This is a genomic window from Actinoplanes sp. NPDC023801, assembly GCF_040639655.1.
In the GTDB taxonomy this organism is placed as follows: domain Bacteria; phylum Actinomycetota; class Actinomycetes; order Mycobacteriales; family Micromonosporaceae; genus Actinoplanes.
This window is the reverse complement of record NZ_JBFAAI010000017.1, coordinates 70,057-94,586: the sequence shown is the minus strand read 5'-3', so window position 1 is coordinate 94,586 and position 24,530 is coordinate 70,057. Positions and strand designations below refer to the sequence as shown.

General features: G+C 71.8%; 21 protein-coding genes. 6 read left to right on the top strand and 15 right to left on the bottom strand.

Features of this window, described 5'->3' with window-relative positions; genetic code table 11:
- Nucleotides 1–38: 38 nt before the first annotated feature.
- Nucleotides 39–428 (bottom strand): VOC family protein, encoded by a 390-nt coding sequence (locus AB0G04_RS27705; RefSeq protein ID WP_360988238.1) that lies wholly within the window; start codon nt 426–428, stop codon nt 39–41.
- A 107-nt stretch (nt 429–535) separates the two neighbouring features.
- Here AB0G04_RS27705 and AB0G04_RS27700 point away from each other — a divergent pair, with 107 nt between their 5' ends.
- Entirely contained in the window at nt 536–1,339 is an 804-nt protein-coding gene (locus tag AB0G04_RS27700; protein WP_360988236.1) for an inositol monophosphatase family protein, read from the top strand.
- Here AB0G04_RS27700 and AB0G04_RS27695 read toward each other — a convergent pair.
- From AB0G04_RS27695 to AB0G04_RS27660, 8 genes are all read right to left on the bottom strand, one after another.
- Entirely contained in the window at nt 1,336–1,992 is a 657-nt protein-coding gene (locus AB0G04_RS27695) for an FHA domain-containing protein (RefSeq protein ID WP_360988234.1), read from the bottom strand. The genes AB0G04_RS27700 and AB0G04_RS27695 overlap by 4 nt on opposite strands.
- Nucleotides 1,989–3,254 carry a VWA domain-containing protein gene (locus tag AB0G04_RS27690; RefSeq protein WP_360988232.1) on the bottom strand — a complete coding sequence of 422 codons (1,266 nt, stop codon included), beginning with the start codon at nt 3,252–3,254 and terminating at the stop codon, nt 1,989–1,991. Before AB0G04_RS27690 ends, AB0G04_RS27695 begins: the two co-directional genes overlap by 4 nt.
- Before the next feature lie 12 nt (nt 3,255–3,266).
- Nucleotides 3,267–4,388 carry a protein phosphatase 2C domain-containing protein gene (locus tag AB0G04_RS27685; RefSeq protein WP_360988230.1) on the bottom strand — a complete coding sequence of 374 codons (1,122 nt, stop codon included), beginning with the start codon at nt 4,386–4,388 and terminating at the stop codon, nt 3,267–3,269.
- A 19-nt stretch (nt 4,389–4,407) separates the two neighbouring features.
- Entirely contained in the window at nt 4,408–6,747 is a 2,340-nt protein-coding gene (locus AB0G04_RS27680; protein WP_360988228.1) for a tetratricopeptide repeat protein, read from the bottom strand.
- Nucleotides 6,744–7,952 carry a hypothetical protein gene (locus AB0G04_RS27675; RefSeq protein WP_360988226.1) on the bottom strand — a complete coding sequence of 403 codons (1,209 nt, stop codon included), beginning with the start codon at nt 7,950–7,952 and terminating at the stop codon, nt 6,744–6,746. The genes AB0G04_RS27680 and AB0G04_RS27675 overlap by 4 nt, the downstream gene beginning before the upstream one ends.
- Entirely contained in the window at nt 7,949–8,896 is a 948-nt protein-coding gene (locus AB0G04_RS27670; RefSeq protein WP_360988224.1) for a glutamate ABC transporter substrate-binding protein, read from the bottom strand. Before AB0G04_RS27670 ends, AB0G04_RS27675 begins: the two co-directional genes overlap by 4 nt.
- Nucleotides 8,896–10,173: a hypothetical protein gene (locus AB0G04_RS27665; protein ID WP_360988222.1), complete on the bottom strand. Its 1,278-nt coding sequence runs from the start codon at nt 10,171–10,173 to the stop codon at nt 8,896–8,898. Before AB0G04_RS27665 ends, AB0G04_RS27670 begins: the two co-directional genes overlap by 1 nt.
- 123 nt (nt 10,174–10,296) lie before the next feature.
- The gene (locus tag AB0G04_RS27660) at nt 10,297–11,844 is read right to left on the bottom strand and encodes a long-chain fatty acid--CoA ligase (protein ID WP_360988220.1); all 1,548 of its coding nucleotides are present in this window, start codon (nt 11,842–11,844) and stop codon (nt 10,297–10,299) included.
- A 153-nt stretch (nt 11,845–11,997) separates the two neighbouring features.
- On the opposite strand from AB0G04_RS27660, the gene AB0G04_RS27655 reads away from it, so the two are divergent.
- Complete coding sequence (locus AB0G04_RS27655) at nt 11,998–13,230, top strand: HDOD domain-containing protein (protein ID WP_360988218.1); 1,233 nt, start codon at nt 11,998–12,000, stop codon at nt 13,228–13,230.
- A 207-nt stretch (nt 13,231–13,437) separates the two neighbouring features.
- Here the strand turns inward: AB0G04_RS27655 and AB0G04_RS27650 are convergent, their stop codons facing one another.
- The 3 genes from AB0G04_RS27650 to AB0G04_RS27640 all read right to left on the bottom strand — a co-directional run bounded on the left by AB0G04_RS27650 (nt 13,438) and on the right by AB0G04_RS27640 (nt 17,508).
- Nucleotides 13,438–13,845, bottom strand: coding sequence for a hypothetical protein (locus AB0G04_RS27650; protein WP_360988216.1), 408 nt, complete (start codon nt 13,843–13,845; stop codon nt 13,438–13,440).
- 433 nt (nt 13,846–14,278) lie between these two features.
- Nucleotides 14,279–16,753 carry an ABC transporter permease gene (locus AB0G04_RS27645; RefSeq protein ID WP_360988214.1) on the bottom strand — a complete coding sequence of 825 codons (2,475 nt, stop codon included), beginning with the start codon at nt 16,751–16,753 and terminating at the stop codon, nt 14,279–14,281.
- Nucleotides 16,750–17,508, bottom strand: a complete 759-nt coding sequence (locus AB0G04_RS27640) for an ABC transporter ATP-binding protein (RefSeq protein WP_360988212.1) — start codon at nt 17,506–17,508, stop codon at nt 16,750–16,752. Before AB0G04_RS27640 ends, AB0G04_RS27645 begins: the two co-directional genes overlap by 4 nt.
- A 110-nt stretch (nt 17,509–17,618) precedes the next feature.
- Between AB0G04_RS27640 and AB0G04_RS27635 the strand changes: the two genes are divergently transcribed.
- The 4 genes from AB0G04_RS27635 to AB0G04_RS27620 all read left to right on the top strand — a co-directional run bounded on the left by AB0G04_RS27635 (nt 17,619) and on the right by AB0G04_RS27620 (nt 21,444).
- Nucleotides 17,619–18,857 (top strand): sensor domain-containing protein, encoded by a 1,239-nt coding sequence (locus AB0G04_RS27635; protein ID WP_360988210.1) that lies wholly within the window; start codon nt 17,619–17,621, stop codon nt 18,855–18,857.
- Nucleotides 18,854–19,495, top strand: coding sequence for a response regulator transcription factor (locus tag AB0G04_RS27630; protein WP_360988208.1), 642 nt, complete (start codon nt 18,854–18,856; stop codon nt 19,493–19,495). Before AB0G04_RS27635 ends, AB0G04_RS27630 begins: the two co-directional genes overlap by 4 nt.
- A 486-nt stretch (nt 19,496–19,981) precedes the next feature.
- Nucleotides 19,982–20,551: a TetR-like C-terminal domain-containing protein gene (locus AB0G04_RS27625; protein WP_360988206.1), complete on the top strand. Its 570-nt coding sequence runs from the start codon at nt 19,982–19,984 to the stop codon at nt 20,549–20,551.
- Nucleotides 20,497–21,444 carry an alpha/beta hydrolase gene (locus AB0G04_RS27620; RefSeq protein ID WP_360988204.1) on the top strand — a complete coding sequence of 316 codons (948 nt, stop codon included), beginning with the start codon at nt 20,497–20,499 and terminating at the stop codon, nt 21,442–21,444. The genes AB0G04_RS27625 and AB0G04_RS27620 overlap by 55 nt, the downstream gene beginning before the upstream one ends.
- A 133-nt stretch (nt 21,445–21,577) precedes the next feature.
- Here AB0G04_RS27620 and AB0G04_RS27615 read toward each other — a convergent pair whose 3' ends face one another.
- The 3 genes from AB0G04_RS27615 to AB0G04_RS27605 all read right to left on the bottom strand — a co-directional run bounded on the left by AB0G04_RS27615 (nt 21,578) and on the right by AB0G04_RS27605 (nt 24,420).
- Nucleotides 21,578–21,988, bottom strand: coding sequence for a hypothetical protein (locus tag AB0G04_RS27615; RefSeq protein ID WP_360988202.1), 411 nt, complete (start codon nt 21,986–21,988; stop codon nt 21,578–21,580).
- Between the two features lie 597 nt (nt 21,989–22,585).
- On the bottom strand, nt 22,586–23,449 hold the full coding sequence (locus AB0G04_RS27610; protein ID WP_360988200.1) for an ABC transporter permease: 864 nt from the start codon (nt 23,447–23,449) through the stop codon (nt 22,586–22,588).
- Nucleotides 23,446–24,420, bottom strand: a complete 975-nt coding sequence (locus AB0G04_RS27605) for an ATP-binding cassette domain-containing protein (RefSeq protein ID WP_360988198.1) — start codon at nt 24,418–24,420, stop codon at nt 23,446–23,448. Before AB0G04_RS27605 ends, AB0G04_RS27610 begins: the two co-directional genes overlap by 4 nt.
- Nucleotides 24,421–24,530: the final 110 nt, after the last annotated feature.

Sequence of the window (24,530 nt, the reverse complement as noted above, 5' to 3'; positions counted from 1 at the left end):
TTCATGTGGATCCCCCGTGATCTTCAGCGGCGGTGATCCTAATCGATCGTCGTCCAGGTGCGCGCTGTGGTTTCGAAGAGGCGCTGATCACTCTGCACCGGGACCACGCAGAGCAGATGACCGCCCGGTGCCCGCAGCGTCTTGTGCCCGCCGTGGTCCGCCACGACCGTCGCGCCGAGCGCGAGCAGCCGCGCCGTCTCGGCCGGCACGTCGTCGGTCTCGATGTCCAGGTGGTAGCGGGGTGCGTCGTCGACCGACTGCACGTCCACGGCGAGTCCGGGGAACGCGTCGCGGAGGGCGATGAACTCCTCCTCGCCGGGGACCGGTGTGGCGGTGGTGCCGAACGCGCCCGCCCAGAACGTCGCCGCGGCCGGCGTCTCGGCGGACGGGGTGTCGATGAAGAGCCCGAAGAGGCGGCTGCGATGCATGATCCCAGCCTAGGTGCGGGGACCGTCCAACTGCGACCGCTGAAACAGTCGTGAACTTCTCGCGACTACCGCAGACCCGCGGCACCGCGTCCGGGCAGGATGGGTGCGTGGCCGACGACTTCACCCGCCCCGATGACCTCAAACTCGCCCTGGAGGCCGCTCTGGCCGGCGCCGCCGAGGGCCTGCGGCACTTCGCGGCGCTCGCCGGGCTGCCCCGCGAGCTCAAGGCCGACGGCTCGGTGGTGACCGCCGCCGACCGTGCCGTCGAGGACCGGATCCGGGAGGTCCTGGCCGGTGCCCGGCCCGGCGACGCGATCCTCGGCGAGGAGCACGGCGAGACCCTGGGCACCGAGGGCCGCCGCTGGATCATCGACCCGATCGACGGGACCCTGCTCTTCGTCGAGGGCGACGACCGGTGGCTCGTGCTGATCGCGCTGGAGGACCACGGCGAGATCACCGTCGGCGTCGCGGCCGTTCCGGCCCAGAACAGGATCTGGTGGGCGGTACGCGGCGGCGGCACCTGGGAGGCCGAGGTGCTCGACGGCCGGATCGCCGGCGAGCGGCGGATCCGGGTCGCCGGCGGTGACTCCCCGGACCTGGCCGACAGCCGTCTCGGCGTCGTCCCGGACTGGGGCCGCGGCCAGGTCACAGCCCTGATCGAGGCCGCCGACGAGCACGACTGGGCGATCCAGCCGGCCCTGCTGGTGGCCCGTGGCGACCTGGACGTGGCGGTGCAGACCAGCGGCCAGATCTGGGACTTCGCAGCCACCTCGCTGATCGTCACCGAGGCCGGCGGCGACTACCGCGGGCTCGACGGGCGCACCACCCCCGGCCCGGGGGCGTCGCTGTACAGCCGCAGCGCGCGGCTGGGCGCCGCCGCCCTGGCCGTCCTGCGCCCCGGAGGTCTCTAGACCGGGGCGCGCAGGGTGATCGTGGTCCACGCTCCGACGTGCACCTGGTCGCCGTCCTTCAGTGCCCGGGACTGCCCCGCGGTGAGCGGCTGGTCCTCGTCGTTGATCCACGTTCCGTTCGACGACCCCACGTCGGAGACCAGCCACACCCCGTCGATGCTGAAGGTCAGCAGCGCGTGGTTGTGCGAGACGCCCGGGTCGGCGGGCTCGGCGGCCAGGTCGATCTCCGGCATGGTGCCCTTGGACACGCTGCGCCGCCCGATCCGTACCTGCGGCGGCGTCAGTTCGATCGTCTGCGGCAGGACACCTGCCGGGAATGTCACGCCCTCGATGTCGTTCAGGGCGAAGTACGCCGGGTCGGCGTCGATCGTCGCCGTCCACGGGCCGGACGGGGCCGTGACCGGCAGCGGGTCGATCGTCGGGACCCGGCCGGTGCTGTGGTCGTACCCGCAGTCCTCGCAGAACCGGAACGGCCCGCTGCGCGGGTAACCGCAGTTGGGGCACTTCTCCTTGGCCGGTGCGGGCGGCTGATCGGCCGGTGCCGTTACCAGCGGCATCGTGGGCGGCGAGGCGCCCTCGATCCGGGTCCCGCAGGTGTCGCAGAAGTCGCTCTCCGCCGAGAGGTGCCCCTTCGGGCAGAGGGACGTCGTCACTGGCCGCGCCCCACACGGACCGTCTTCGTCGAGCGGGTGTCCAGGGCCATCTCGTCCTCGGCGGCGACCTTGCGGCGCAGGCGCACGGTGCCGGTCACCGCGTCCTCGATCTCCACCACCTTGGCCAGCAGCTCCTCGGTCGCGGTGTTCCCGCTGGCGTGCGCGAGCTGGGCGGCCCGGCCGAACTTGATGGTCGCGGTCCGGTCGTCACCGGACTCCCGCGCGGCCAGACCGGCCTGGATCGCGTCGGCCAGCTCGGCCTGCCCGGTGTAGTGCGCCACCTGCCGGTTGATCCGGGTGGACAGCGCGGTGTCGTCGGTCCACACCGCGCGGACCAGGGCGCGGGCGTGTTCGGTGTCGCCCTCCATGATGTGCACCCGGGCCGCGAGCATCTCGTCGCCGGACGAGCCGGCCGGCACGTCGACGCAGATGTGGTAGTCGCGGCTCTCCTGACCCCACGAGCCGAGCGGGTAACGGCCGGCCCGCGGCCCGTCCTCGACCCGCTTGCCGGTCAGGTCGGCGACCTGCGGCTCGACCTGCTTGACGAACCGGACCGAGGCATTCACCGGCGTCCAGACCTTCAGCTGTACGTCGGCCGCGGTCTTCCCCATCGCCGCGGTGATCATCTGCTGGAAGGAGGCGGTCAACTCCATCGGCTTTGCCACGATGTCGACAGTACCGAGCATCTTGTCGGCGATCTTGCGCAGCTCGGCGACCTTCCAGTTGGCGCCGACGCCCCGGCAGTCGCAGACGAACTGTTCCTTGATCTGGTCCAGCACGCTGTCCAGGTAGCCGTGGCGTTCGCCGTTGTCGCCGTCGGTGAGCAGGATGGCGTGCTTGATGTCGCCCGGCCGCTGCGCGAACAGCTGGGCGGCCAGCAGCAGCCAGGCGCCCATCGCGGTGCCGCCGTTGGCCTGGAGCCGGTCGATCGCGTGCGACGCCGCGGCCCGGGTCTGCGGGGACGCAACAGCAAGCCGGCCCGGTTCCGGGAAGAGCTGCTGGGCGGTGCTGACGCCGGCGATGATCGCGAAGTGGACGCCGTCGTCGATGCACTCCACGGCGGCCTTGGCGGCCTGGCGGGCGGCGCCGATCCGGCCCTCGGCCTGCATCGATCCGGATGCGTCCACGATGATGATCTCGGTGGCGCCACCGGCGCGGCGGCCGCCGTCGCCACCGCTGGACGTGACGGTCACGATCGCGTTGACTTCGCTCGCACCCAGGGCGAGGTATTCGTTCTGGAAGGCCTCGGCGGTGTACGACACTCTCGGGACTCCTTACGCCTTGGTGGTGGTCAGGTCGGTGGTCTCGGGTTCCGCCGGGGTCGCGGCCGGTCGGACCGGGATCACGGCGACGGTGATGTTGTCGGCCCCGCCGGCGGCGTTGGCGTAGGCGGCCAGCGCCCGTACCGCCCCCAGCAGGCTGTTCGCGGCGGCCAGGCATTCGCGGACCAGGTCGCCGAACTCGGCCGGGTCGAGCAGGTAGTTCCACAGGCCGTCGCTGCAGAGGATCAGGTGGCCCGGTTCGGTCGTGGTGAACGACCGCACCCGCGGCCGGACCGGCCCGGCGTCGGCACCGAGCCAGGCCGTGATGGCGTGGGCCTTCGGGTCGTTCATCGCCGCGATCGGGTCGGCGCCCATCGCGATCACGTGGGTCGCCCAGGAGTCGTCCTCGGTGAGCTGCTCGGCCGGACCCTGCGGGCCGAGCCAGTAGACCCGGCTGTCGCCGACCCACCCGTATCCGACGTGCGGGCCGCGGACCGCGGCGGCCACGATGGTGCAGGCCGGGTTGGCGGCGGCGCGGCGCGGGTCGCCGGTGTGCGCGAGCGAGGCGACCGCGGCGGCGGCACCGGTGATGGCGTGCGCGACGGCCCCGGCCAGGCCCACCGCGCCCGGCGGGCGTTCCAGGTTCTCCAGATCGGCGGTCGCGTCCGGGTTCGTGGTGTCGACCGGCTGGTCCGGGTGGCGGGCACCGGCGAGCAGCTCACCCGCGGCGCGGACGGCGATGTCCGAGGCGGCGTCCGGATCGAACGAGGCCGAGACACCGTCCGAGACGACCACGTCGGCGGCGTCGGTACCGACGGCCAGCCACATGGCGTCCTCGTTACGGTGGTGACGCCGGCCGCGGTCGCTCACCGCGGCTCCGGCGGTACCGCCGTCGGCCTCCAGATGATCGCGGGATCGGCCGGCCATCATGCCGCACTCCTCGCAGTACCCGTCGTTGCCCACGGAGCCTTCCGCCCCGCACCGCGCGCAGTCCTTGCGCGCAGCCTCGGCGGTCTTCACCGGGGCGGCGTCGGGTACGGGCGGTTCGGCGAGCCTACGCCCGCAGACCTCGCAGAAGGTAGCGCCGGAGGCGAGCTCGTCCTCGCACGATCGGCAGTCGGTCGTCAGGGTCATCGGCGCGGTTCCGCCCCTCTCACGTACGCGTCCGCGGGCGTACCGCGTTCGCCAGGTCCACCAGGCGGATCTTCTCCGCGCCGTGCGACGCCCGGGCCATCTCCCGGTACGCCGACTCGAGCGCGAAGCGCACATCCCGTTCCGGCTGCTTTCCGGCCGGCTCGGCGCCGATGACCGAGGCCAGTACGTCCCCGCTCATCGAGGCGCCGCCGCCGAGCGTACGCAGTACCTGCTCGAGCAGTTCGGCCCGCAGGGTGGCCAGCTGCGCGGCCTCCACCTCGAGGCGCGAGATCAGCCCGGCCGCGGTCTTGAGCGAGTCCATGTCGACCGTCGCCGCCTGGTGCGAACGGACCAGCGCCCGGATCGCGCCGATCTGCGAGATCGGGTACGCCGAGGAGGTACCCGGCACCCGGTTGTAGGCCTCGACCGCCCCGGCCCGGTCGCCGATCTCGAGCCGGCACCGCGCCAGCCCGGCCGCGGCCGTGGTGTACGACGGGTCGGTACGGCTCACCACGTCGTAGTAGCCGCACGCGGTCGCCGCGTCCCCGGCCAGCTCGGCGGTGAGGCCGAGGGCCAGCTGCGGTGCCGGCTCACCGGGGAGCGCCGACCAGACGGCGTCGAACCGCTGCCGGGCCCGGCCGTGGTCGCCGGTGGACAGGGCGAGGAGCCCGTCGTACCAGTCGACCCGCCAGTCCGCTCCGTCGGCGGCCAGCTCGTCGCGGATGACGGCGGCCGCCTGTTCGCCGCCGGAGTCGATGGCGGCCCGCATCTGCCGCAGCCGGACCTCCACCGAGTCCTGCGGTGCGCTGGCCAGCTGGGCCAGGACCGTCTTCGGGTCGGCCGCGGTGATCGAGGCGATCACACCGGCCGCCGGGTCGCTCAGGTCGACGAGCGGGGTCGGCAGGTCCTGCCAGCGGACCCGGTCGTCGCGCAGATCGGTACGCAGTTCGCCGGTGAAGTGGCGGGAGATCGCCGGATGCGGGGTGCCGCCGGCGGCCAGGACCTGCCGCAGCACGCCGAGCATCTGCTCGGCCATCTCGGCGGCGTCGGCGAACCGCTCGTCGGGGTCGGCATGGGTGGCCCGCAGCAGCAGCCGGTAGAACGCCTCGTGCCGCTGGTAGACCTCGAACTCGTCGCGGTCCGGCAGGCTGGTCGCGAACGTCGTCTGATAGCCCCGGAAGTCGGTGGTGAGCACGGCAAGTGTCCGGCCGATGGTGTACAGGTCGGACTGCGGCGACGGGCCGGCGGTGGCCATCTCCGGGGCCTGGTAACCGACCGTGCCGTAGATCGCCGCCTCCTGGTCGTCGACGTGCACCACGCCGCCCAGGTCGATCAGCCTCATCTGGTCACCGGACTGGATCACGTTGTCCGGTTTGAAGTCGCAGTAGATCAGGCCGCGGTCGTGCAGATAGCCGAACGCCGGCATGATCTCCAGTACGTAGGCGAGAGCCTGGTCCACCGGTAGCGGATTCGCCGCCCCGTCGCCACGGCGCTCCTTGAGCAGGTCCTTGAGGGACTTGCCGCCGACGTACTCCATGACGATGTAGCCGGCACCGTCGTGCTCCACGAAGTTGTAGATCTTGACGATGTTCGGGTGTTCGACCTCGGCCAGGAAACGCTGCTCGGCCACCGCGGCGGCCAGCGCGTCCTCGTCGCCGGAGTTGAGCAGGCCCTTGAGCACCACCCACCGGTCCGACACGTTCTTGTCGACGGCCAGGTAGACCCAGCCCAGGCCGCCGTGCGCCAGCGCGCCGACGATCTCGTACTGCCCGGCGACCAGGTCGCCCTTGCCCAGCTTCGGGGCGAAGTCGAACGCCTCGCCGCAGCTCGGGCAGAAACCGGAGGTCCGTGCCGGCCGGCCGTCACGGGACCGGCCGACCGGGCTGTTGCACTTGGCACAGTGCCGCTTCAGCTCCGGCACCTCGGCCACCGCCATCACCGCGGTCGCCGGGTCGGCGGTCCGAATCGGCGTGATCTCCACCAGGCCACCGCCGAACCGGCGCGCCGAACCGGTCCGGGAGCTTGCGGAGGTGCGGCCACTTCCCCGGGTACGGGACGAGAGCGCGCTGCTGCTGCGCGACGACGAGGCAGTCCCCGACCGGGGCGCCGGCGCCGGGGCCGCGGCCCGGAGCGCGGCCAGCCCGCACGTGTCGCAGTAGCCGTCCTCGATCGTCCCGCCGCACCCGGTGCGCCGGCACTGCGCCCCGTCGGCACTGGCGGCCGGGGTGGCGGTGGGGGTGACGGTGGGAGCGGCCTGGACCGGAACCGGAGTGGGCGCCGCCGCGGGCGCGAGCCCACAGGTGTCGCAGTAGCCGTCCTCGATCGTGCCGGAACAGTTGCTGCGCTGGCAGCGGGTCATCGAGCCTCCCGGGCGGCGATGGTGGCGGAGAGCGCGTCCTGGTACGCGTCCACGGCGGCACGTGCCACCGCGAGATCACAGGGCGCCTGGTGCAGGGCGTCCCGTGCGGTCTGGGCGAGCGGGCCGAGCCGGGTGTCCTCGCCGAGCCCACGGCTCAGCGCCTTGGCCCGGAACGCGTCGAGCCGGCCGCGCAGCTCGTTGCGCTCGGCGAGCAGACCGGCATGGCGGGCCTGGGCCGACCGCAGTGTGTCGAGTCGCTCGCGGGCCTGCCGGTTCCACGCCGACAGCCGGGGACTGATCAGGGCCCAGTGGCCGGCGGCGGCCAAAGCCTCGATGGCGGCCAGCTCGGGGCGGGGGTCGTTTCCCCGTACCGTAATGATCTTGTCGTCGGTGAAACGTCCGGCGGCCGCCTCGCGTGCCGCGTCGGCCGCCTGCTGGGCCGCCTCGATCTCGGCGACCAACGACCGGGCGTCCCGCAGCCGATGCGTCAGCGAGGCACGCAGCTCGGCCGCGGAGGTCCGCTCCGCGTCGGCCCGCGCGATCAGCGTCCGCACCCGGTCCAGCCCGGAGAGGTCGGCGCCCAGCGGGTCCGACAGCAGCGTCCCGGTCAGGTCGCCGAGCAGCCGGTCGGCCTCGTCGAGCAGCCGGTTCGCCTCGGCGGTCAGCCCGTCCGCCCCCGCCTGACGGGTCAGGTCGCGCACCCGCAGCAGCGCGTCGGCGGCATCGGCGGCGGCCGGAGTCGCACGACGCCAGGCGTCTCCGGCACCGGTGACCACCGCGACCGCGGTGTTGAACGCCGACTCCATGGCGGCCAGCAGCTCCGCCGGGGTGCAGGTGGAGACGATCTGGCCGGAGCCGAGCAGCCCGCGCTGCGCCAGCGGCACGGTGGCCGTCGAGAGGGTGATCGAGCTGCCCAGCACCTCGTGCTGGAAGGCGGCCCGGTCGGCGTCGTTCATCCGGCGCTGGCCGCGCAGCGCCTTCGCGCGCGCGATCACCTCGCCGAGCTGGCGGTGCCCCTGCCAGAGCCGGGCCAGGGCGTCCCCGGCGTCGGCCCAGAGCGTCGCGGTCCGCCCGGTCAGCTTGGCCCGGCCCAGCTCCTGCCGGTCCGGGTTCTGGTCCAGCTCCACCAGGTTGGCGGCGATCGCGGCGACCGCCTTCTCCAGGCGGGCCAGCTCGCTGTCGGCGGCGAGCATCGGGGCCGTCACCGGTACCGTGCCGCGGGTGGCTGCGGGGCCGGGCCGAACGCGCCGAGCCAGCGGTCGTGGATCGACTTCCAGGTGCCGTCGGCGCGCAGCCGCTCCAGCACCCCGTTGACGAACCGGGTGAACTCCGGATGGGTCTTGGCGATGCCGATCGCGTACGGCTCCTCGGTGAACCTCTCACCGACCACCTTCGCGTACGGGTCCTGCGCGGCCAGCCCGGCCAAAATGGTGTCGTCGGTGGAGATCGCGTCGACCTCACCCAGCTGGAAGGCGACCAGGCAGGCCCCGAAGTCGGCACGGGCCACCGGCACCGGGGGCGGGTTCACCTTCGTCAGGTTCTCCAGCGAGGTGGAACCGACCGACGCGCACACCTTCTTGCCGCCCAGGTCCTCGATCCTCTGCGCCGTCGAATCCTTGCCGACGAGCACCCGCTGCCCGGCCTCGAGGTAGACCGTGGAGAAGTCGACCAGCTCCCACCGGGCGCAGTTCGTGGTCGTGGTGTTGATGACGAGGTCGACGGTGCCGTCGGCGACCCGGGTGAACCGCTCCGAGCGCGGGATGACCCGGATCTCCAGCTTGTTCGGGTCACCGAAGATCGCCTTCGCGATCTCGCGGCCCATGTCCACGTCGAAGCCCTCGATCTTGCCGGTGAACGGGTCACGGGAGCTGAACAGCAGGGTGTCCTGGCCGGTGCCGAGGATGAGCCGGCCACGGTCGAGGATCGTCTTCATGTGTGACCTGTCCGGCATCCTCCCGGCAGCAGGCAGCGCGCCCGACGGCCGGAAACTGGCCTTCGGGTCACAGTTCGCCGGTGCGGCGGGCGCCGTGGCGGTGGGTGCGGCGGCCGAGGGAGTCGCCCGCGGCGTCCTGGGCGAGGCGTCGTCGGTACAGGCGGTCAGGCCGGTCAACAGCAGCGCGGACATGGCGAGAACGATCCGGGCGCGCATCAGCGGTACTCCTCCAGGCGGGCGCGCAGCCCGATCGCGGCGAACACGCAGATCGCCAGTGCCAGCAGCGGTCCGAGGACGGTCAGCAGGCCCAGGCCGCGCCCGGCCGATCGGATCCGGTCGTCGAACGCCGCCCGGCGGTCCGCCAGCGCCGCGTCCAGGGTGCCGGTGAGCCGGTCGAACGTCGTGGCGGACTCCTCGCTGACAGCCAGTTTCACCGCGTCCTCGTATTTCCCGCCGTCGTCGAGGTCACGGATCCGCTGATGCAGGGCCAGGTAATCCTCGTACTGCCCGGCCGCGGTGCGCATCGGGCCACTGACGTCATCGAGCTCCGGTCCGGAGAAGGTGACCCGGTCCTTGATGCTCTGGAAGTCGTCCTCCAGCCTGCCACGCCCGGCGCGGGCGGCCAGCGTGAGCGCCTCGTCGCCGCGCTCCCGCAACACCGTGAGCCGGGTCTCGGCCAGCGTCGCCACCGGTGCCGAACCGTCCCGGTCGGCGTCGGTCAGCCGGCTCCGCTGATGGGTGAAGATCACCACACAGGTCAGCATCAGCACCAGGGTGAGCCCCGAGGCGGCCAGCAGCGGCACGTTGAACGTGCGGCGGGTGGTGCGGCTCAGGTGGATCTGCGTCACGATCAGGGCCACGGCCAGCAACGCCAGCACGATCGCCAGCAGCAGCAGCCACCAGTCGCTGCGGGCGTCCTGGTAGCCGCCGCCGGCCTCACGCTGTGCCTGCTGGAACAGGGCCTGTGCCTGCGGCTGCAGGGTGTCCCGGTTGAGCTTCGAGGCGGTGGACAGATAGGCGGCACCGACGGGTTTGCCCTGACGGTTGAGAGCGCGGGCGGTGGCGACCAGGGCCGTGTAGTCGCCGAGGCCGGTGGCGATGGACCGGATCGCCTCGGCAGCCTCGCCGTCCGCCGGGACGCGCCGCGCGGCCGAGGTGAGGGCGGTCGCGGCGGCCGCCAGTTTCTCGTCGTAGCGCCGGGTCAGCCCGGGAGGCTCCAGGCCACCGGTGATGAACGCCTGCGCGGCCGTCGTGTCGGCGTCGGCAAGCGACGAGTAGACCGTCTCCGCCTCGGCGAGCAGCGGCTGCGCCCGGTCACGCAGGTCGGCGGTGCCGACCGCGGCGGAGCGGGCGGTCAGGCCGGTGACCAGGCCGGCCAGGGCGGCGAGGACGAGCAGGGTGACGAGCAGCAGCTGCAGACGCCCCGGAGAGGTGTGCCGGAGCCCGGCGAGGCGGCTCAGCGCCGCTCGCGGTGCCGTCTGAACTGCTGTCACGCTGGTGGCCTCTCGCTCTGGGATCGCACGTCCACTGTGCGTCATGAGCGCAAGTGATCGAGGGGATCCTACGAACGGCGGACGCCCGGCGGAAACCGCCGGGCGCCTACCGTTCGGCGACGGTCAGCTGAGTTCCCGCTTGAGCAGCTTGCCGGTCGCCGTCATGGGCAGCGACTCGACGATCTTGACGATGCGCGGGTACTTGTAGGAGGCCATCTGCTCCTTGCCCCACGCGACGATCTCCTCCTCGGTGGCCGAGGCGCCCGGCTTGAGGATCACGAACGCCTTGACCTCCTCGCCGTGGCTCTCGTGCGGCACCCCGATGACCGCGGCCAGTGACACCGCCTCATGGGTGAGCAGCACCTCCTCGATCTCCCGCGGGTACACGTTGAAGCCACCCCGGATGATCATGTCCTTGGCGCGGTCGACGATGTAGTAGAAGCCGTCCTTGTCCCGGCGGGCCAGGTCACCGGTACGGAACCAGCCGTCCCGCATCACCTCGGCGGTCGCCTCCGGCCTGCCGATGTACCCCCGGAAGATGTTGTGGCCCCGGATCGCGATCTCGCCGATCTCGTCCGGGTTGTCGATGCTGTTCCACTCCTGGTCGATCAGCTTCACCTCGACGCCCCAGATCGGGATGCCGATCGAGCCGGGCCGCGGCTCGCTGCCCGGGTCGCTGAACGTCGCCACCGGGGACGTCTCGGACAGGCCGTACCCCTCCAGGATGGTGACGCCGAACCGTTCCTTCACCGCCTTGATGATCTCCACCGGCAGGCTGGAACCCCCGGAGACCGCGACCCGCATGTTCGACGCGATCCGCTCCACGTCGACGCCGTCCTTGAGGGCGTTCAGCAAACCCCAGTACATGGTCGGTACGCCGGCGAAGAACGTCACGTTCTCGCTCTGCAGCAGCTGCACCGCGGCGTCCGGGTCGAAGCGGGGGAGCAGCACCAGCGTCGCCGCCGTGGAGAAACCGGCGTTCATGTTGACCGTCGAGCCGAACGAGTGGAACAGCGGCAGCACCAGCAGATGCGTGTCGGTGGCCGGCTGGGTGCCGAACAGGCGGTTGCAGGTGAGCGCGTTCAGCACCAGGTTCGAGTGCGACAGCTCGGCGCCCTTCGCCTGGCCGGTCGTGCCGCTCGTGTAGAGGATCACGGCGGCGTCCGTCTCGGCGCGCAGCACCGTCTCGAACACCGGCGACTGCCCGGCCAGACCGGCACCGAGTGTCTCCGCGCCCTCGATCGGCGACGGTGCCGCCGGGTCCGCGGTGATCAGGAAGAAGTGCTCGACCGCGTCGACCTCGTTGAACCCCGCGAAGCCCTCGGTACCCATCGGGAGCTCCGGGGTCCCCTGGAAGCAGAAGTACGCCTTGGCACCCGAATCACGCAGGTGGTAGGCGATCTCGCGGCCCTTGAGCAGCACGTTCAGCGGCACCACGACGGCGCCGGCCTTCAGAATGCCGTAGTAGACGATCGGGAAGTAGGGAAGGTTCGGACAGGTGAGCGCCACCTTGTCGCCGGGCTGGATGCCACGCGAGCGGAGCAGACCGGCCACCTGATTGGCGGCGGCGTTGACCTGCGCGTAGGTCAGTCGCTGCGGGCCGAGCACCACAGCGGCGCGCTCCGGGTGATGGCGGGCGCTGTCCTCCAGGAGAACGGAGAGGTTGAGCATGTGGTGGAACCCTTCTTACCCGTGAGTTGTGACGGCGGTCTCATACCAACACGGCGGCCGGGCGCGGTGGAAGTGTTTGTGAAGCCAATGTTTCCTCGTCCGATTCATCAACTTCGGCCCAGGGATGCCGATGGCTCCGGCGTGGGAATCCCGGTGTTGGATGCGGTACACGTCGGCCGTCAGCCGATCTTCGACGTGGCAGGCGTCGTTGTCGCTTACGAGCTGCTCTTCCGCGGTCGTATGGACGACGTCGCTTCGGGGCGGCAGGACACATACGCCACCAGCGCCGTGATGGTGAACGCGTTCACCGAATTCGGCATAGCCGAGGTGGCCGGCAACCGGCCATGCTTCATCAACCTCACCCGCGAGTTCGTGACCGGGCGGCTCCCGTTGCCGTTCGGCCCCGAACAGGTGGTGCTCGAGGTCCTGGAGACGGTGCATGTCGACGACGAGGTGATCGGCGGGCTGACCGCGCTGTCCGAAGCCGGCTACAAGATCGCCCTCGACGATTTCGTCTGGGGCTCCGGGCACGAACAGCTGCTCGGTCTCGCGTCATACGTGAAACTCGACCTCCTCGACGGCGACCTGAGCCGGCTCGACGAAATCGTCGCCGCCTGCCGCGAGTACCCCGGCCTGGAACTCGTCGCCGAACGGCTCGAGACCGAGACGCAGGTCGCCATCGCCGACCGATACGGCATGGAACTACGGCAGGGGTACGCCCTGAGCCGCCCCCAGGTGCTCAGCACCCCCAGCCTGTCCCCGTCCCGGTTGCGCCGCCTCGAACTCGTCGCCGCCCTCATGTCCCCCGACGTGCCGCTGGAGAAGATCACCTCGATCATCGTCAGCGACCCGGCCCTCGCCCTGCGCGTCCTCCGGGTCAGCAACTCGGTGGCCGCCGGGGTGGTCAGCCGCATCTCCTCGGTCCGGCAGGCCGTCATGCTCGTCGGCCTCACCCGGATCCGCCGCTGGGCGACCCTCATGGTCGTCGACGATGTGGCCGAGGCTCCCGAGGAGCAGCTGCTTACCGCCCTCACCCAGGCCCGGCTCTGCGAGAACCTGGCCCCGCGGTTCGGCGCCGACCCCGGCGCCGCCTTCGTGGCCGGCCTCGTCATCGGCATGGCGGGCCTGATGGCCATGACCCCGGCCGCGATGGCCGACCAGCTGCCGCTCACCGCCGAGGTGTCGGACGCGCTCACCATCGGAAGCGGCCGGCTGGGCGAGGTGCTGCGGGCGGTCCGCGCCTACGAGAACGGCGAGTGGGACGCCGGCAACCTGGCCGGACTCTCCCTCGACGCCATGCGCTGGTCCACCCGGACCCTCACCGCGGCGCACCGTTTCTCCCCAGCCACGGCGCGCCGCCGGGGCCCGGCCGCCCGCCCGGCCTAGCCCCCGCGTCCGCCGGGTTCGTCGCCGCGTCCGCCCGGTCCAGCTCTGTTTTCGCCTGGTCCGGCCCCGCGTTCTCCTGGTCCGCCCCGCGTCCGCCCGGTCCAGCTCTGTTTTCGCCTGGTCCGGCCCCGCGTCCACCTGGTCCGGCCTGGCGCCGGCCGGCCGTTTCTCCCGCCTCTGGCGCGGGTTCGGCGCCGGTCGAAGTCGCTACGCCCCGGACTCTTCCAGGTCGTCGGACTGGAGGACCTGCCATTCGACGTCGTCGACAGGATGGTGGGCGGTCCACCAGAGGCTCAGCCCGGCCAGCCCGACATTGAGCACGGCGGGCCCGATGACGAAGAGATCCCGCCACCCGCTGTCGAAGATCGCATAGCGGTTGCCGAGCAGGCAGATGAAGACCGACCAGGGCAACCCGAGCACCATCAGGATCAGCCCGACCAGTCCCGCGCCGAGATCCGGTCCGGGCTCGGCGGCGGCCGCATCGCTGGCCGGCCCGAGCCACAGGTAGATCATCGGAATCAGAACGGCCACCTGACCCGCCACGAGCCTCCGCGGACCCTTCCGGCGCACCCCGGAGTGCCCACGGTCGTCCCCGGATCCAGGATCGTCCTCCATCGTGCCGACCTCCTGGTTCTCTGCGACCGATGTCAGTTCAGATCCTCCCGGCCTTCGCCGGAGATCCAGGTCAGGACCGGGATTTCCCCTCACCTGTTGCTGCCGGCTTGCCTGTCGCCGGTCCGCTTCCCCACCAGCGGCCCGCCTGCCCGCCTGCCCGCCACCGGTCCGTCTGCCCGCCTGCCCGTCACTGGCCCGCTTGCCCTCGCCGGTCCGCTTGCCCGTCGCCGACCCGCTTGCCCGCCAGCGGCCCGCGTGCCCGTCGGCGGTCGGCTTGCCCGCCACCGGTCCGCCTGCCCGCCACTGGCCTGCTTGTCCGTCGCTGGTCCGCCTGCCCGTCGCCGGCCCACTTTGCCGGCTGGCTGTCCCGGCGGGCGGTCTGTGCGCGGTCGTCTCCTTGCCTTTCTGCCTGGTTCGCAGTTTCGTCGCCGGTCTATGACCTGCTGCGCGCCGCTTTGATCACGGGGAAGGCAGCCGAGGCGAGGGCCAGGGCGGCGCAGAGAGCGGTCACCGCGGCGGTCGCGCCCCACGGAATGACGAGGTCGATGTCGCGGCCGATCTCGTCCTCGACCGCGGCGCGCACGCCGAGCAGGGACACGATGGCGACCAGCCCGCCGAGGATCGCGCCGACCGACACCGCGAGCAGCGCCTCGCCGGCGACGACCCGGAGCATCTGTCCGGATCCCGCGCCGGCCAGCCGGAGCGCCTGGAATTCGCCCCGCCGCGCGGTGGTCGCCATCAGCAGCGTGTTCCCGACCGCAATGGCGGTGTATCCGGCGGTGAGACCGATCAGCGCCAGCAGGAACAGGTCGACGAGCCGGCCCTCCTCGTCGATCTCCTCCATGACGAAGTCGTGGATCGGGACCGCACGTGCGCCCGGAGCGGGGATCGCCGTGTCCTTGAGGACGATCATGCTGGTCAGCGCATCGGGATCGTGCTTGCGGACGAGATCCGGAGGAAGGCTGGCCTCGTCGTCGACGGCCTTGACCGGCAGCTGTGCCCGTGCGCCGTCGGCGAACCGGACGGTCACGACATCGCCGGCTCTGCTGCCGAGCTCATCGGCGGTGAACCGGTCGAGGACGAGCCCATCACCCCGGCCGGTGGCATAGCTGCCGGCCGTCGTGTCGCCGTGGGTGATCAGGACACGCGTCGTGAGAGCCGGTTCGGCTCCCTGTGCCGCTACCGCGGCGGCGGACAGACCCGGCGTCCCGTCCGGGACCAGCACGTCGGCCGCTGGATACTTCGCGGTCTCATCGATGCCCGCCGCCACCTCGATCGTGGCGACCGTCCCCGCGAGCAGAACCGTCAGCCCGACGGTCGCCAGCACGGGAGCGGCCGTGGAAGCAACCCGCCGGACGCCGGTCAGCGTGCCCTCGCGGACCAGCATGCCGGTGGCGGTGTCACGCCACGGCCCGGCCACCGCGCGGACCAGCGGCACGATCAGCACCGGCGACAGCAGCGCTGCCGAACAGAGCAGGAACATCGCCGCGCCCATCCCCGCGGAGCTCCGCATCTCCAGTGGCAACGCCGGCATCCCGGCCAGCAGCGCCCCGCCCGCGATCGCGCACAGCGGGCCCACGATCCAGCGTGCGGTGGTCATCGCCCGTGGATCGACGGCTGCTTCCCGGAGTGCGTCCAGCGGGGGGATGCGGCTGGCCCGGCGGGCTGCGGCGGTTACTCCGGCGAGCGCCACGAACAGGCCGAGCAGGACCGAGCCGATCAGTGCCGCGGGCTGCCAGGTGACCGTGAAACCGGCCGGCTCGAGCCCGATTTCGACCATCGCATCCGCGAGCAGCGGGGCGGTAGCCATGCCGGCGGGCGCACCGAGCAACCCGGCGAGCAAGGCGACAAGGGTGGTCTCGGCATACATCATGCGGCGCACCTGGCCGGGTGTCGCGCCCACCGCCCGCAGCAGGCCGAGCTCACGCCGCCGCTGTGCCGCACTCAAGGCGCACGTCGACGAGACAACGAACACGGTGGCGAAGGCGCCCAGCGAGACCAGAGCGATCAGCAGCTGCGCACCGATCCAGCGGATCCGGGTGACGCTGCCGGGCTCCAGGGCGTCCCGCTCGGCACCGGACCGGACCACGCCCGAGGGTCCGACCTCGGCGCGGGCGGCGTCGACGGCCGGCTGGACGTCGCCGGTCACGGTCAGCCCGATCACGCGTACACCGGAGGCCCGCTTCGCCGCCTCCCCGTCGGCCACGTAGAAGCCGGGCCCGTCCACGGTTCCGGTCACCCTCCAGGTCTCCGGCCCGGCCGAGGTGAGCACTTCCACGGTGCGGGCGGTGCCAACGGTGCCTTCGGTGCTGGCGGTGTTCGCGGTGCCGCCAACGGTGCTGGCGGTGCCACTGGTGCCAATGGTGCCGGTCGCGCCAGTGGCGCCTGCTGTGCTTTTCGAGTTAGCTGGCGTGCTCTTTGAGTCGCTTGTGACTTCTGGGCTGGCTGTGCCCGGTACTGGGTTGGGCGTTCCGATCACGACCTCACCCGGAGTCCGGGGCGCGCGGCCGGCAGTGAGCCGGTAGCCGCCGAGCGCGGCCGACGACCAGGCATGGCCGTCGATCAGTGCGGCCTGGTCGTCGCCGGTCGCGCGGCCCGCCTCGAGCCGCTGCACATAGAACCACGGGTCCGGGACGGCCGCCGTGACGCCGGGCACGCCGCCCAGCCGGGTGGCGAGGGCGGACGCCTCCTCCGACGTCCAGGCCTGCTGGTCACGAGTGTCGCCGGTGTCCGCGTCCGGCGGCGTCACCAGAACCGGAGCCCGGTCGTAGCGGGCCGGCGCCTGTGGCTGTGAACTGAGATAGAGCGTTGCGGAGCCGGCGACGACGGCCACGCCCAGGAACACCGCGACGAACGTACCGGCGAAGCTGGCGAACCGGTGCCGGACCATCGCCCACGCCGCGCTCATCGGGTCACCGCCGTGGCACCCTCGAGGCGGGCGGTGTGCAGGGCGATGTGCTCGGCTCCGACGGTGCCCGGCAACTCGTCGACCACCCGGCCGTCGGCCAGGAAGAGCACGCGGTCAGCGATGGCCGCGGCGATCGGGTCGTGGGTCACCATCACGATCGTCTGCCGGTGCCGGTCCACCGCGCTCCGCAGCAGGCGCAGCACCGCCGCCCCGGAGGCGGCGTCCAGTGCGCCGGTCGGCTCGTCGGCGAAGAGCACCGCCGGCCGGGACACCAGTGCCCGGGCGATCGCCACCCGTTGCTGCTGGCCGCCGGACAGCTCCGATGGTCGGTGCCCCTCGCGGCCGGCCAGCCCCACCTCGGCCAGCACCCCGGTCACCTCACCGCGCTGCGGCCGCCGCCCGGCGAGCCGCAGTGGCAACGCCACGTTCTGAGCGGCGGTCAGGGCCGGGACCAGATTGAAGGCCTGGAAGACGAAACCCACCCGGCTGCGGCGTAACCGGGTCAGGGCACGCTCACTCAGACCGCGCACCGGAACCCCGTCGATGATTGCCTCTCCGCCGGAGAGCCGGTCCAGCCCTGCGCCGCAGTGCAGCAGGGTCGACTTGCCGGAACCGGACGGGCCCATCACCGCCGTGAAGGTGCCCGGCTCGAACCGGGCATCCACCCGGTCCAGTGCCGTGACCGCGCGCTCGCCCGTCCCATACGTCCTGGTCGCCGCCCGTAGCTCGACAGCTGGTGTCGCGTCGTTCGTCATGCCGCTCAGCCAACCGGCCCGGAGCCGCCGGCACAGTCACGCGGGGTCCACATTCGAAGGTAACCCCAGCACTACCGACACCGATGCCGACGGCCGGTAGCGTGCCGTCCATGCAGCCTCGCACCGCCCTCGAGGCGCTCACGCTGCCGCCGCTCGCATTGCTGCGATCGTCGTGGCCGTGGCGCTCGCTGGCCTACCTGATGACCGGCGGCCTGCTGGGCGTCGCCACGGTCGGTGCGGTCGTGGCCCTGTTGACGGTCGGCACCGTGCTGGCGGTGGTGGTCGTCGGCTTCGCGGGCTACGTGGCCTGCCTGCTGTCCGGCATCGTGGTGGCCCGGGTGGAGCGGCGGCGGCTGCGCCTCGTCGACCGTGACGAGCTGCCCGACCCGCATCAACCGCCGCCACGGGCCGGGCTGCGGGCCTGGATCAGCCTCCGGCTGCGGGAGGAGGCGACGTGGCGGGAGCTGTTCTACGCGGCGTTGTCGGCCGCGATGCTGTGCTGGATGGATTTCCTCGTGCTTGCCGGGGTCGCGTACACGCTTGCCATCTCGATCGGTGCGCCCTGGACGATCGCGGACGAGCCGCTGTCCTCCACGCTGCCGGCCACGGTTGCCGGGCTGCTGCTGGGTCCGATCCTCGGCTATCCGGTCATCGCGTGGGCCGGAGCCCGTGCCGCCATGGCCCGGGCCATGCTCACCCCGCGTGACAACGCCCGCCTGGTCGAGGTGACCCGGTCGCGGGCACGGCTTGTCGACGCCTTCGAGGTGGAGCGTCGCCGGATCGAGCGCGATCTGCACGACGGCGCCCAGCAGCGGCTCGTCGCCCTCAGCATGCAGCTCGGCCTGGCCCGCCTGGAGGTGCCGAGCGGCTCGCCCGGCGCCGAGCCGCTCGCTGCCGCCCATCAGCTGGCCAAACAGGCACTCACGGACCTGCGCGAGCTGATTCGTGGCGTACACCCGAAGGTCCTGACCGATCGCGGTCTGGCCGCGGCGGTGGGCGAGGCGGCGTCCATCGCACCGCTGCCGGTCGATCTGGACCTGCGGCTGCCGGGACGACTGCCGCCCGCGGTCGAGGTGACCGCCTACTTCGTGGTGTCCGAGGCGCTCACCAACGTCGCCAAGCACGCCGGCGCCGACCGCGCCTCGGTGGTGGCCATGCTGGAGCGCGGCCGGCTGGTCGTCGAGGTGCGGGACGACGGCCGCGGCGGCGCCGATCCGGCTTGCGGTTCCGGTCTGATCGGCCTCGCCGATCGGGTCGCCGTCCTGGACGGCACGGTGACCGTGTCCAGCCCGGACGGGGGCCCTACGCTGCTTCGGATGGAGATCCCCTTGCCTGAGGAAGCCGCATGAGGGTGGTCATCGCCGAGGACGGTGTGATCGTGCGCGAAGGCGTGGCCGGGATGCTGCGCCGCTTCGGGCACGAGGTGGTCGCGGCTGTCGGCGATGCGGTGGAGCTGCGGGAGGCGGTACGCGAGCACCGGCCGGACGTGGTGGTCACCGACGTCCGGATGCCGCCGGGCTTCAGCGATGAGGGACTGCAGGCCGCGATCGAGATGCGAGCCGCCGACCCGAAGCTCGCGGTGCTCGTCCTGAGTCAGTATGTCGAACAGACCTACGCCGCCGAGCTGATCGACTCCGACCACGGTGCCGGAGTGGGCTACCTGCTCAAGGACCGCATCGGTGAGGTCACCGAGTTCGTCGACGCCCTCGAGGCGGTGGCCGGTGGCAGCACCGTGGTGGATCCCGAGGTGGTCCGCCAGTTGCTGGGCCGCCGCCGTGATCCGCTGCACCGGTTGACCGTCCGGGAGCGTGAGGTCTTGGCCCTGATGGCCGAGGGCCGGTCGAACGTGGCGATCGCCCGGCATCTGGTGGTCACCGAGGCGATGGTCGCCAAGCACATCAACAGCCTGCTCGCCAAGCTCGATCTGCCCCCGGGTACCGACGATCACCGCCGTGTCCGTGCCGTCCTCGCGTTCCTACGAGGCTGACCTCAGGCGGCTGCGGGGCTGACTTCGGGCGCTGCGGGCTGACTTCGGGCGCTGCAGGCTGACTTCGGGCGCTGCGGGGCTGACCTCGGGCGGCTGTGGGGTGCCCTCGGGCGGCTGCAGGAGCGCCGGACGGTTGGCCGGGCGGCCATGCGGTGCGCTGATCTCCTGGTATGGCGGGGCACCGGGCTGTTGATGCGGGCCCGTGCCGGACCCGCGGTGCGGCAACCGGCTGCGTGACGGCGACGAGCAGAGACGTCGGCGCGGCTCGTCTCGCCGGATGCGAATCAAGGCGCGACGCCGTGAATCGTTGCGGGTGGCAAGGCCGGGACCGGATTTGCTTGGTCTTCCGGTACCGGACTCGCTTGGTCTTCCGGTACCGGACGCGGTCGGTATCCCGGTACCGGGACTCGCTCGCTATCCCGGTACCGGACTCGCTCGCTATCCTAGGGTTCCTAGGACGAGACCTAGGGGGATTAGGATGGCCACATGCCACGCGAGAGGATCACCCCGGATGCCCTGGTGTCCGTGGCGGCTGATCTCGCCGACGAGATCGGGTTCGAGCATTTGACCCTGTCGGCCGTCGCCAAGCGGTTCGGTGTCCGCGACGCCAGCCTCTACACGCATATCCGTGGCCTCGCCGATCTGCAGGAACGCGTGGCGATGCGGGCGCTCGGTGAATGGGCCGATGCGCTCGCCGCGGCCATCGCCGGCCGGTCCGGCCATGCCGCGCTCAGTGCGTTCGCCGACACCTATCGGAGGATGGCCACCGGACATCCGGGCCGCTACGCAGCGACCCGGCATCCGGTCGCGCCGGAGCGGCTCGCCGAGTCGGACAGTGCCGCGCGGATCGTCGAGGTCTGCTACGCGCTGCTGCGCGGGTACGGGTTGTCCGAGCCGAACTCCACCGACGCCGTCCGGCTGCTCCGCAGCACCCTGCACGGCTTCAGCGATCTGGAAGCAACCGGGGGATTCACCGCCGATCGCAGCCTCGACGCCTCGTGGTGGCGAGCGGTGGAGACCCTTCACCACACCCTGGCGAACTGGTCCAGGATCTAGACGGGAGCGGAGCCATCACCACCGGGACGCTCGACCTCAACGGCATCGCCATCGAGTACGACGCGCGCGGCTCCGGGCCCCCGCTGCTGCTCGTACCCGGTGGATCAGGTCATGCCGGAGTTCTTGATCGGCTCCTCGTACAGCTGGCGGACTCCTGTCGTGTCGTCGCGATGTCGAGCCGTGTCGCCTCGGCGGTACGACCCGGATCCGTCGACGAGGAGCAGGATCCCAGGGTGCACGCGCAGGACACGGTCGCCCTGATCGGGAAGCTTTTCGACGAGCCGCCGAGCGTCTTCGGGTTCAGCGCCGGGGCCGTCACGACGCTCGAACTTCTGGCCCGTCACCCCGGGCATGTCCGGCTCGCGGTCGTCCACGAGCCGCCGGTCGTCACCCTCCTGCCCGACGCCGCTCGTCACCCAGGCGACCTCGAAGCGGTACGGGCGGCCGCGCGCACCGACGGTCCGGCCGCGGTGGCGCGGCTGATGACCGCCGCCATGACGGCACCCGGGACAGACGCCCCTCCGGTGGAACTCCGCCATGCCGGTGACTGGCTCCACGACTACGCCGGCACGCAGCCCGAACCGCCGACCCCGGAACTGCTGGATCTCTTCGCCCGGCTCGCCGGTCTCCAACCGTTGTTCCTCGAGCACATCCTGGTTCCGTTCACCACCGCCCGGCTCGATCTGGCGGCGCTCCGGAGGGAGGCCGCCCGTCTCGTTCCGGTCGCCGGCATCGACTCCCGCGGGCAGCTGCCGTATCGGGCTGCCGCGGCGCTCGCCACGCGGCTCGGCCTGCCCCTGACCGAACTCCCCGGAGGTCATCTCGGTCCGGTCGAACGGCCGGCGCAGTTCGCGCGTGCTCTGCGAGTGCTGCTGGACGAGCGCCAGCCCTGAGATCACGGTGGTGGCGCGCCGGCCCTGAGATCACGATGGTGGCGCGCCGGCCCTGAGATCACGGTGGGTGGCCGCTGTCTCGCGGCCTTTCGGGACTGCGGCCATGCACAGCCGGGCGGCGAAGTGCCGGGGATCAGTGACCTATCGTGGTGGTCACGGTGGCGAGGAGGCCCGCGGCCAGGTCGAAGCGGTCGCGGGGGACCACTGTGAGCATGCCGCCGGTGGCGGGCTGCGGTTCGTCGGCCGGGGACAGGCCTCCGGTGACCTGGCCGGCGATGTGTTCGGGGATGTAGAGCGGCCCGGTGTAGGTGACCGTCCGGCCGCCGGCCAGATAGCCCCCGACGTGTACGGACGCGGTGATGTGGGCGGGCTGCCCGGGTTCGCGGCCGGGGTGGACGGTGCGGAACTCGGCGTAACCCTCGGCGTCGGTCACCTGGGCGCCGCGCAGTTCGTCACCGGTGGTGGCGTCGCGGTGCCGGATGTCGACCACGGCGGCGCTGACCGGGGTGCCGTGCACGGCGTCGAGGACGCGGATGCGCAGCATGAGCGCTACGCCGGGGCGGTCGCCGGCGATGTCGCGGCGGACCAGTTCGAGGGGGAGGGGAGCGGGGTTCCCGCGTTCGGCCTGTGGGAGCGGGGCCGGCTGCGGCCCTCGAGTGACGGGCCGGGGTACCGGCCTGTCGATGACCGGTGTGCTTCGGCTCTCCTCGTTGCGCACTGCCCACCCCCGCTGTAGATCACTTCAACGAAGTTGATCTTCTCAGCATAAGAGCATATATAGGGCAATTTTGGTTCTTTTGTCCGCTGTGGCACGCTAGGTGAACCATGAGTCGCCAACTGTAACAACCTTCGCGCAGACTGCCTGGCAAAGCATGGCCACTCTCCTCGCCCTGAGCGTGGCCGATCGGACCGCCTGGCCGGAGTGCGGTCCCGGGACGCGTCCACGGGCGCGTCCCGGCGCGACGCTGCGGGCGGGCGGTGCGTTGCCGCGACCGCCCACCCGCAGCGCCGTCGGGAAGCAGCGCCGTCAGGAAGCAGCGCCGTCGGGAAGCGCCGCCGTGCCGTCAAGTTGCGACGGCATCGAAGAGCTCGCGTCAAGAGGGCCGTATCGGCGCAGGTGCTGTCGCCGTAGGAACCGCGCTCACTGCCCGAGCCGCCGGTAGAGCCGTACCGAGACCGGCCCGAAGATCACGATGAGCGCGACCGGCCACGCCACCGCCAGCAGCAGCGCATGCTCGGCGGGCCAGGAGTCGGAGCCGATCCCGGGGTTGCCGAAGAGTTCCCGCAGGGCGGTGGTCGTCGCCGAGATCGGGTTCCACTCGGAGACGGTCCCGAGCCAGCCGGGCATCATCTCGGGGGCGACGAACACGTTGGAGACGGCGCTCAGCGGGAAGGCGAGCGGGAACACGATGGTCGCGACGGTGTCCGGGTTCGGCGCGGCGAGCCCGAGTGCCACCCCGGCGCAGCTCAGCGCGAGGCGCAGCAGCAGGAGCAGCCCCAGTGCCGCGAGCACGTTGCCGAGGCCGAGGTGCCAGCGCCAGCCGATGAGCAGCCCGCACACCACCAGCACGGCGATCTCCAGCAGGGCACGTGCCAGGTCGGCGGTGACCCGGCCGCTGATCAGGGCGGACCTTGCCATCGGCATGGACCGGAACCGGTCGATGACCCCGCGCCCGGTGTCGACGGCGATGCCGGTGGCGGTCGCGCCGATCCCGTACAGCATGGTCATCACGAAGACGCCCGGGATCAGGAACTCGCGGTAGCCACCGCCGCCCGGCACCGACATGCCGCTGCCGAACACGTACCCGAAAACCAGCACGAACATGATCGGCAGGGTGAAGTAGATGACGATCTCCTCGGGTGCCCGCACCACGTGCCGCAGGTACCGTCCGGCCATCACCCATCCGTCCGAGACCGCCCGGCGGAGTCCGCCGTTGCCGGGATCGTGGGAAGCCGTCGTGGCGGGCGCCGTCGTAGCGGGCGCTGCCGTGGGTGACGTGGTCATGCCGCCTCCACCGGAGTGGCTGCGGTGTGACGGCCGGTGAGGTGCAGGAACGCCTCGTCCAGGGTCGGCTGGTGGATGCCGATGTCGGCCACGGTGATCCCGGCCTCCTGCAGGGCGCGCAGGGCCGCGGTGAGCGTTTCCACCCGATCCCTTGTCAGCGGTACGCGCAACCTGCGCTGATCAGGGTCGATGTCCGGCCGCCCGCCGGCGACCCGGGCGAGGACGGCCGCCGCGTCGCCGAGCCGGTCGCTCTCCCGGATCACGACCTCGAGCCGGTCCGCTCCGAGGGCCGACTTGAGCTGGTCGGGAGTGCCTTCGGCGACGATCCGCCCGGCATCGACCACGGAGATCCGCTCGGCGAGCTGGTCGGCCTCCTCCAGGTACTGCGTGGTGAGCAGGACCGTGGTCCCGTCGGCGACGAGCTTGCGGACGGCGGCCCACACCTGGTTGCGGCTGCGCGGATCGAGTCCGCTGGTGGGTTCGTCGAGGAACAGCACCTGCGGACGCCGGATGAGGCTGGCGGCCAGGTCGAGGCGCCGCCGCATGCCGCCCGAGTAGTCCTTCGCGGACCGTCCGGCGGCGCCGGTCAGGTCGAACCGTTCGAGAAGTTCGTCGGCCCGGCGCCGGGCGTCGCGGGGCCGCAGGTGGTGCAGCCGTCCGAACAGGATCAGATTCTGCCGGCCGCTGAGCAGTTCGTCGACGGCCGCGTACTGGCCGGTCAGTGCGATGCGTTCACGGACCAGTCCGGGCTGGCGGGTCACGTCGGCGCCGGCCACCTCCGCGCGGCCGGAGTCGAAGGCGAGCAGGGTGGACAGCACCCGCACGGCGGTGGTCTTGCCGGCGCCGTTCGGCCCGAGGAGCCCGTGCACGATGCCGGCCGGTACGTCGAGGCGGAATCCGTCGAGCGCGATGGTCCCGTGCCCGCCCCGATAGCGTTTGCGCAGCTCTTCGGCCACGATCATCGATGTCATGACGTCAGGGTGCGTGGCTGCGCTGACGGTTCGCGCACCGCGCGCTGACGGCTCATGAAGATCGATGATGGCGAATCGAGTGACGATCAAGTAACGTACAGCAGCGGCCG

Coding starts and splice junctions, on each gene's coding strand:
- AB0G04_RS27670 (WP_360988224.1), bottom strand. CDS start 8,896: ATGCGCGCCCGGATCGTTCTCGCCATGTCCGCGCTGCTGTTGACCGGC.
- AB0G04_RS27615 (WP_360988202.1), bottom strand. CDS start 21,988: ATGCTGCGCATCCGCGTCCTCGACGCCGTGCACGGCACCCCGGTCAGC.
- AB0G04_RS27645 (WP_360988214.1), bottom strand. CDS start 16,753: ATGAGCGCGGCGTGGGCGATGGTCCGGCACCGGTTCGCCAGCTTCGCC.
- AB0G04_RS27610 (WP_360988200.1), bottom strand. CDS start 23,449: ATGACCACGTCACCCACGGCAGCGCCCGCTACGACGGCGCCCGCCACG.
- AB0G04_RS27685 (WP_360988230.1), bottom strand. CDS start 4,388: ATGACCCTGACGACCGACTGCCGATCGTGCGAGGACGAGCTCGCCTCC.
- AB0G04_RS27660 (WP_360988220.1), bottom strand. CDS start 11,844: ATGCTCAACCTCTCCGTTCTCCTGGAGGACAGCGCCCGCCATCACCCG.
- AB0G04_RS27640 (WP_360988212.1), bottom strand. CDS start 17,508: ATGACGAACGACGCGACACCAGCTGTCGAGCTACGGGCGGCGACCAGG.
- AB0G04_RS27680 (WP_360988228.1), bottom strand. CDS start 6,747: ATGACCCGCTGCCAGCGCAGCAACTGTTCCGGCACGATCGAGGACGGC.
- AB0G04_RS27630 (WP_360988208.1), top strand. CDS start 18,854: ATGAGGGTGGTCATCGCCGAGGACGGTGTGATCGTGCGCGAAGGCGTG.
- AB0G04_RS27705 (WP_360988238.1), bottom strand. CDS start 428: ATGCATCGCAGCCGCCTCTTCGGGCTCTTCATCGACACCCCGTCCGCC.
- AB0G04_RS27650 (WP_360988216.1), bottom strand. CDS start 13,845: ATGGAGGACGATCCTGGATCCGGGGACGACCGTGGGCACTCCGGGGTG.
- AB0G04_RS27635 (WP_360988210.1), top strand. CDS start 17,619: ATGCAGCCTCGCACCGCCCTCGAGGCGCTCACGCTGCCGCCGCTCGCA.
- AB0G04_RS27625 (WP_360988206.1), top strand. CDS start 19,982: ATGCCACGCGAGAGGATCACCCCGGATGCCCTGGTGTCCGTGGCGGCT.
- AB0G04_RS27605 (WP_360988198.1), bottom strand. CDS start 24,420: ATGACATCGATGATCGTGGCCGAAGAGCTGCGCAAACGCTATCGGGGC.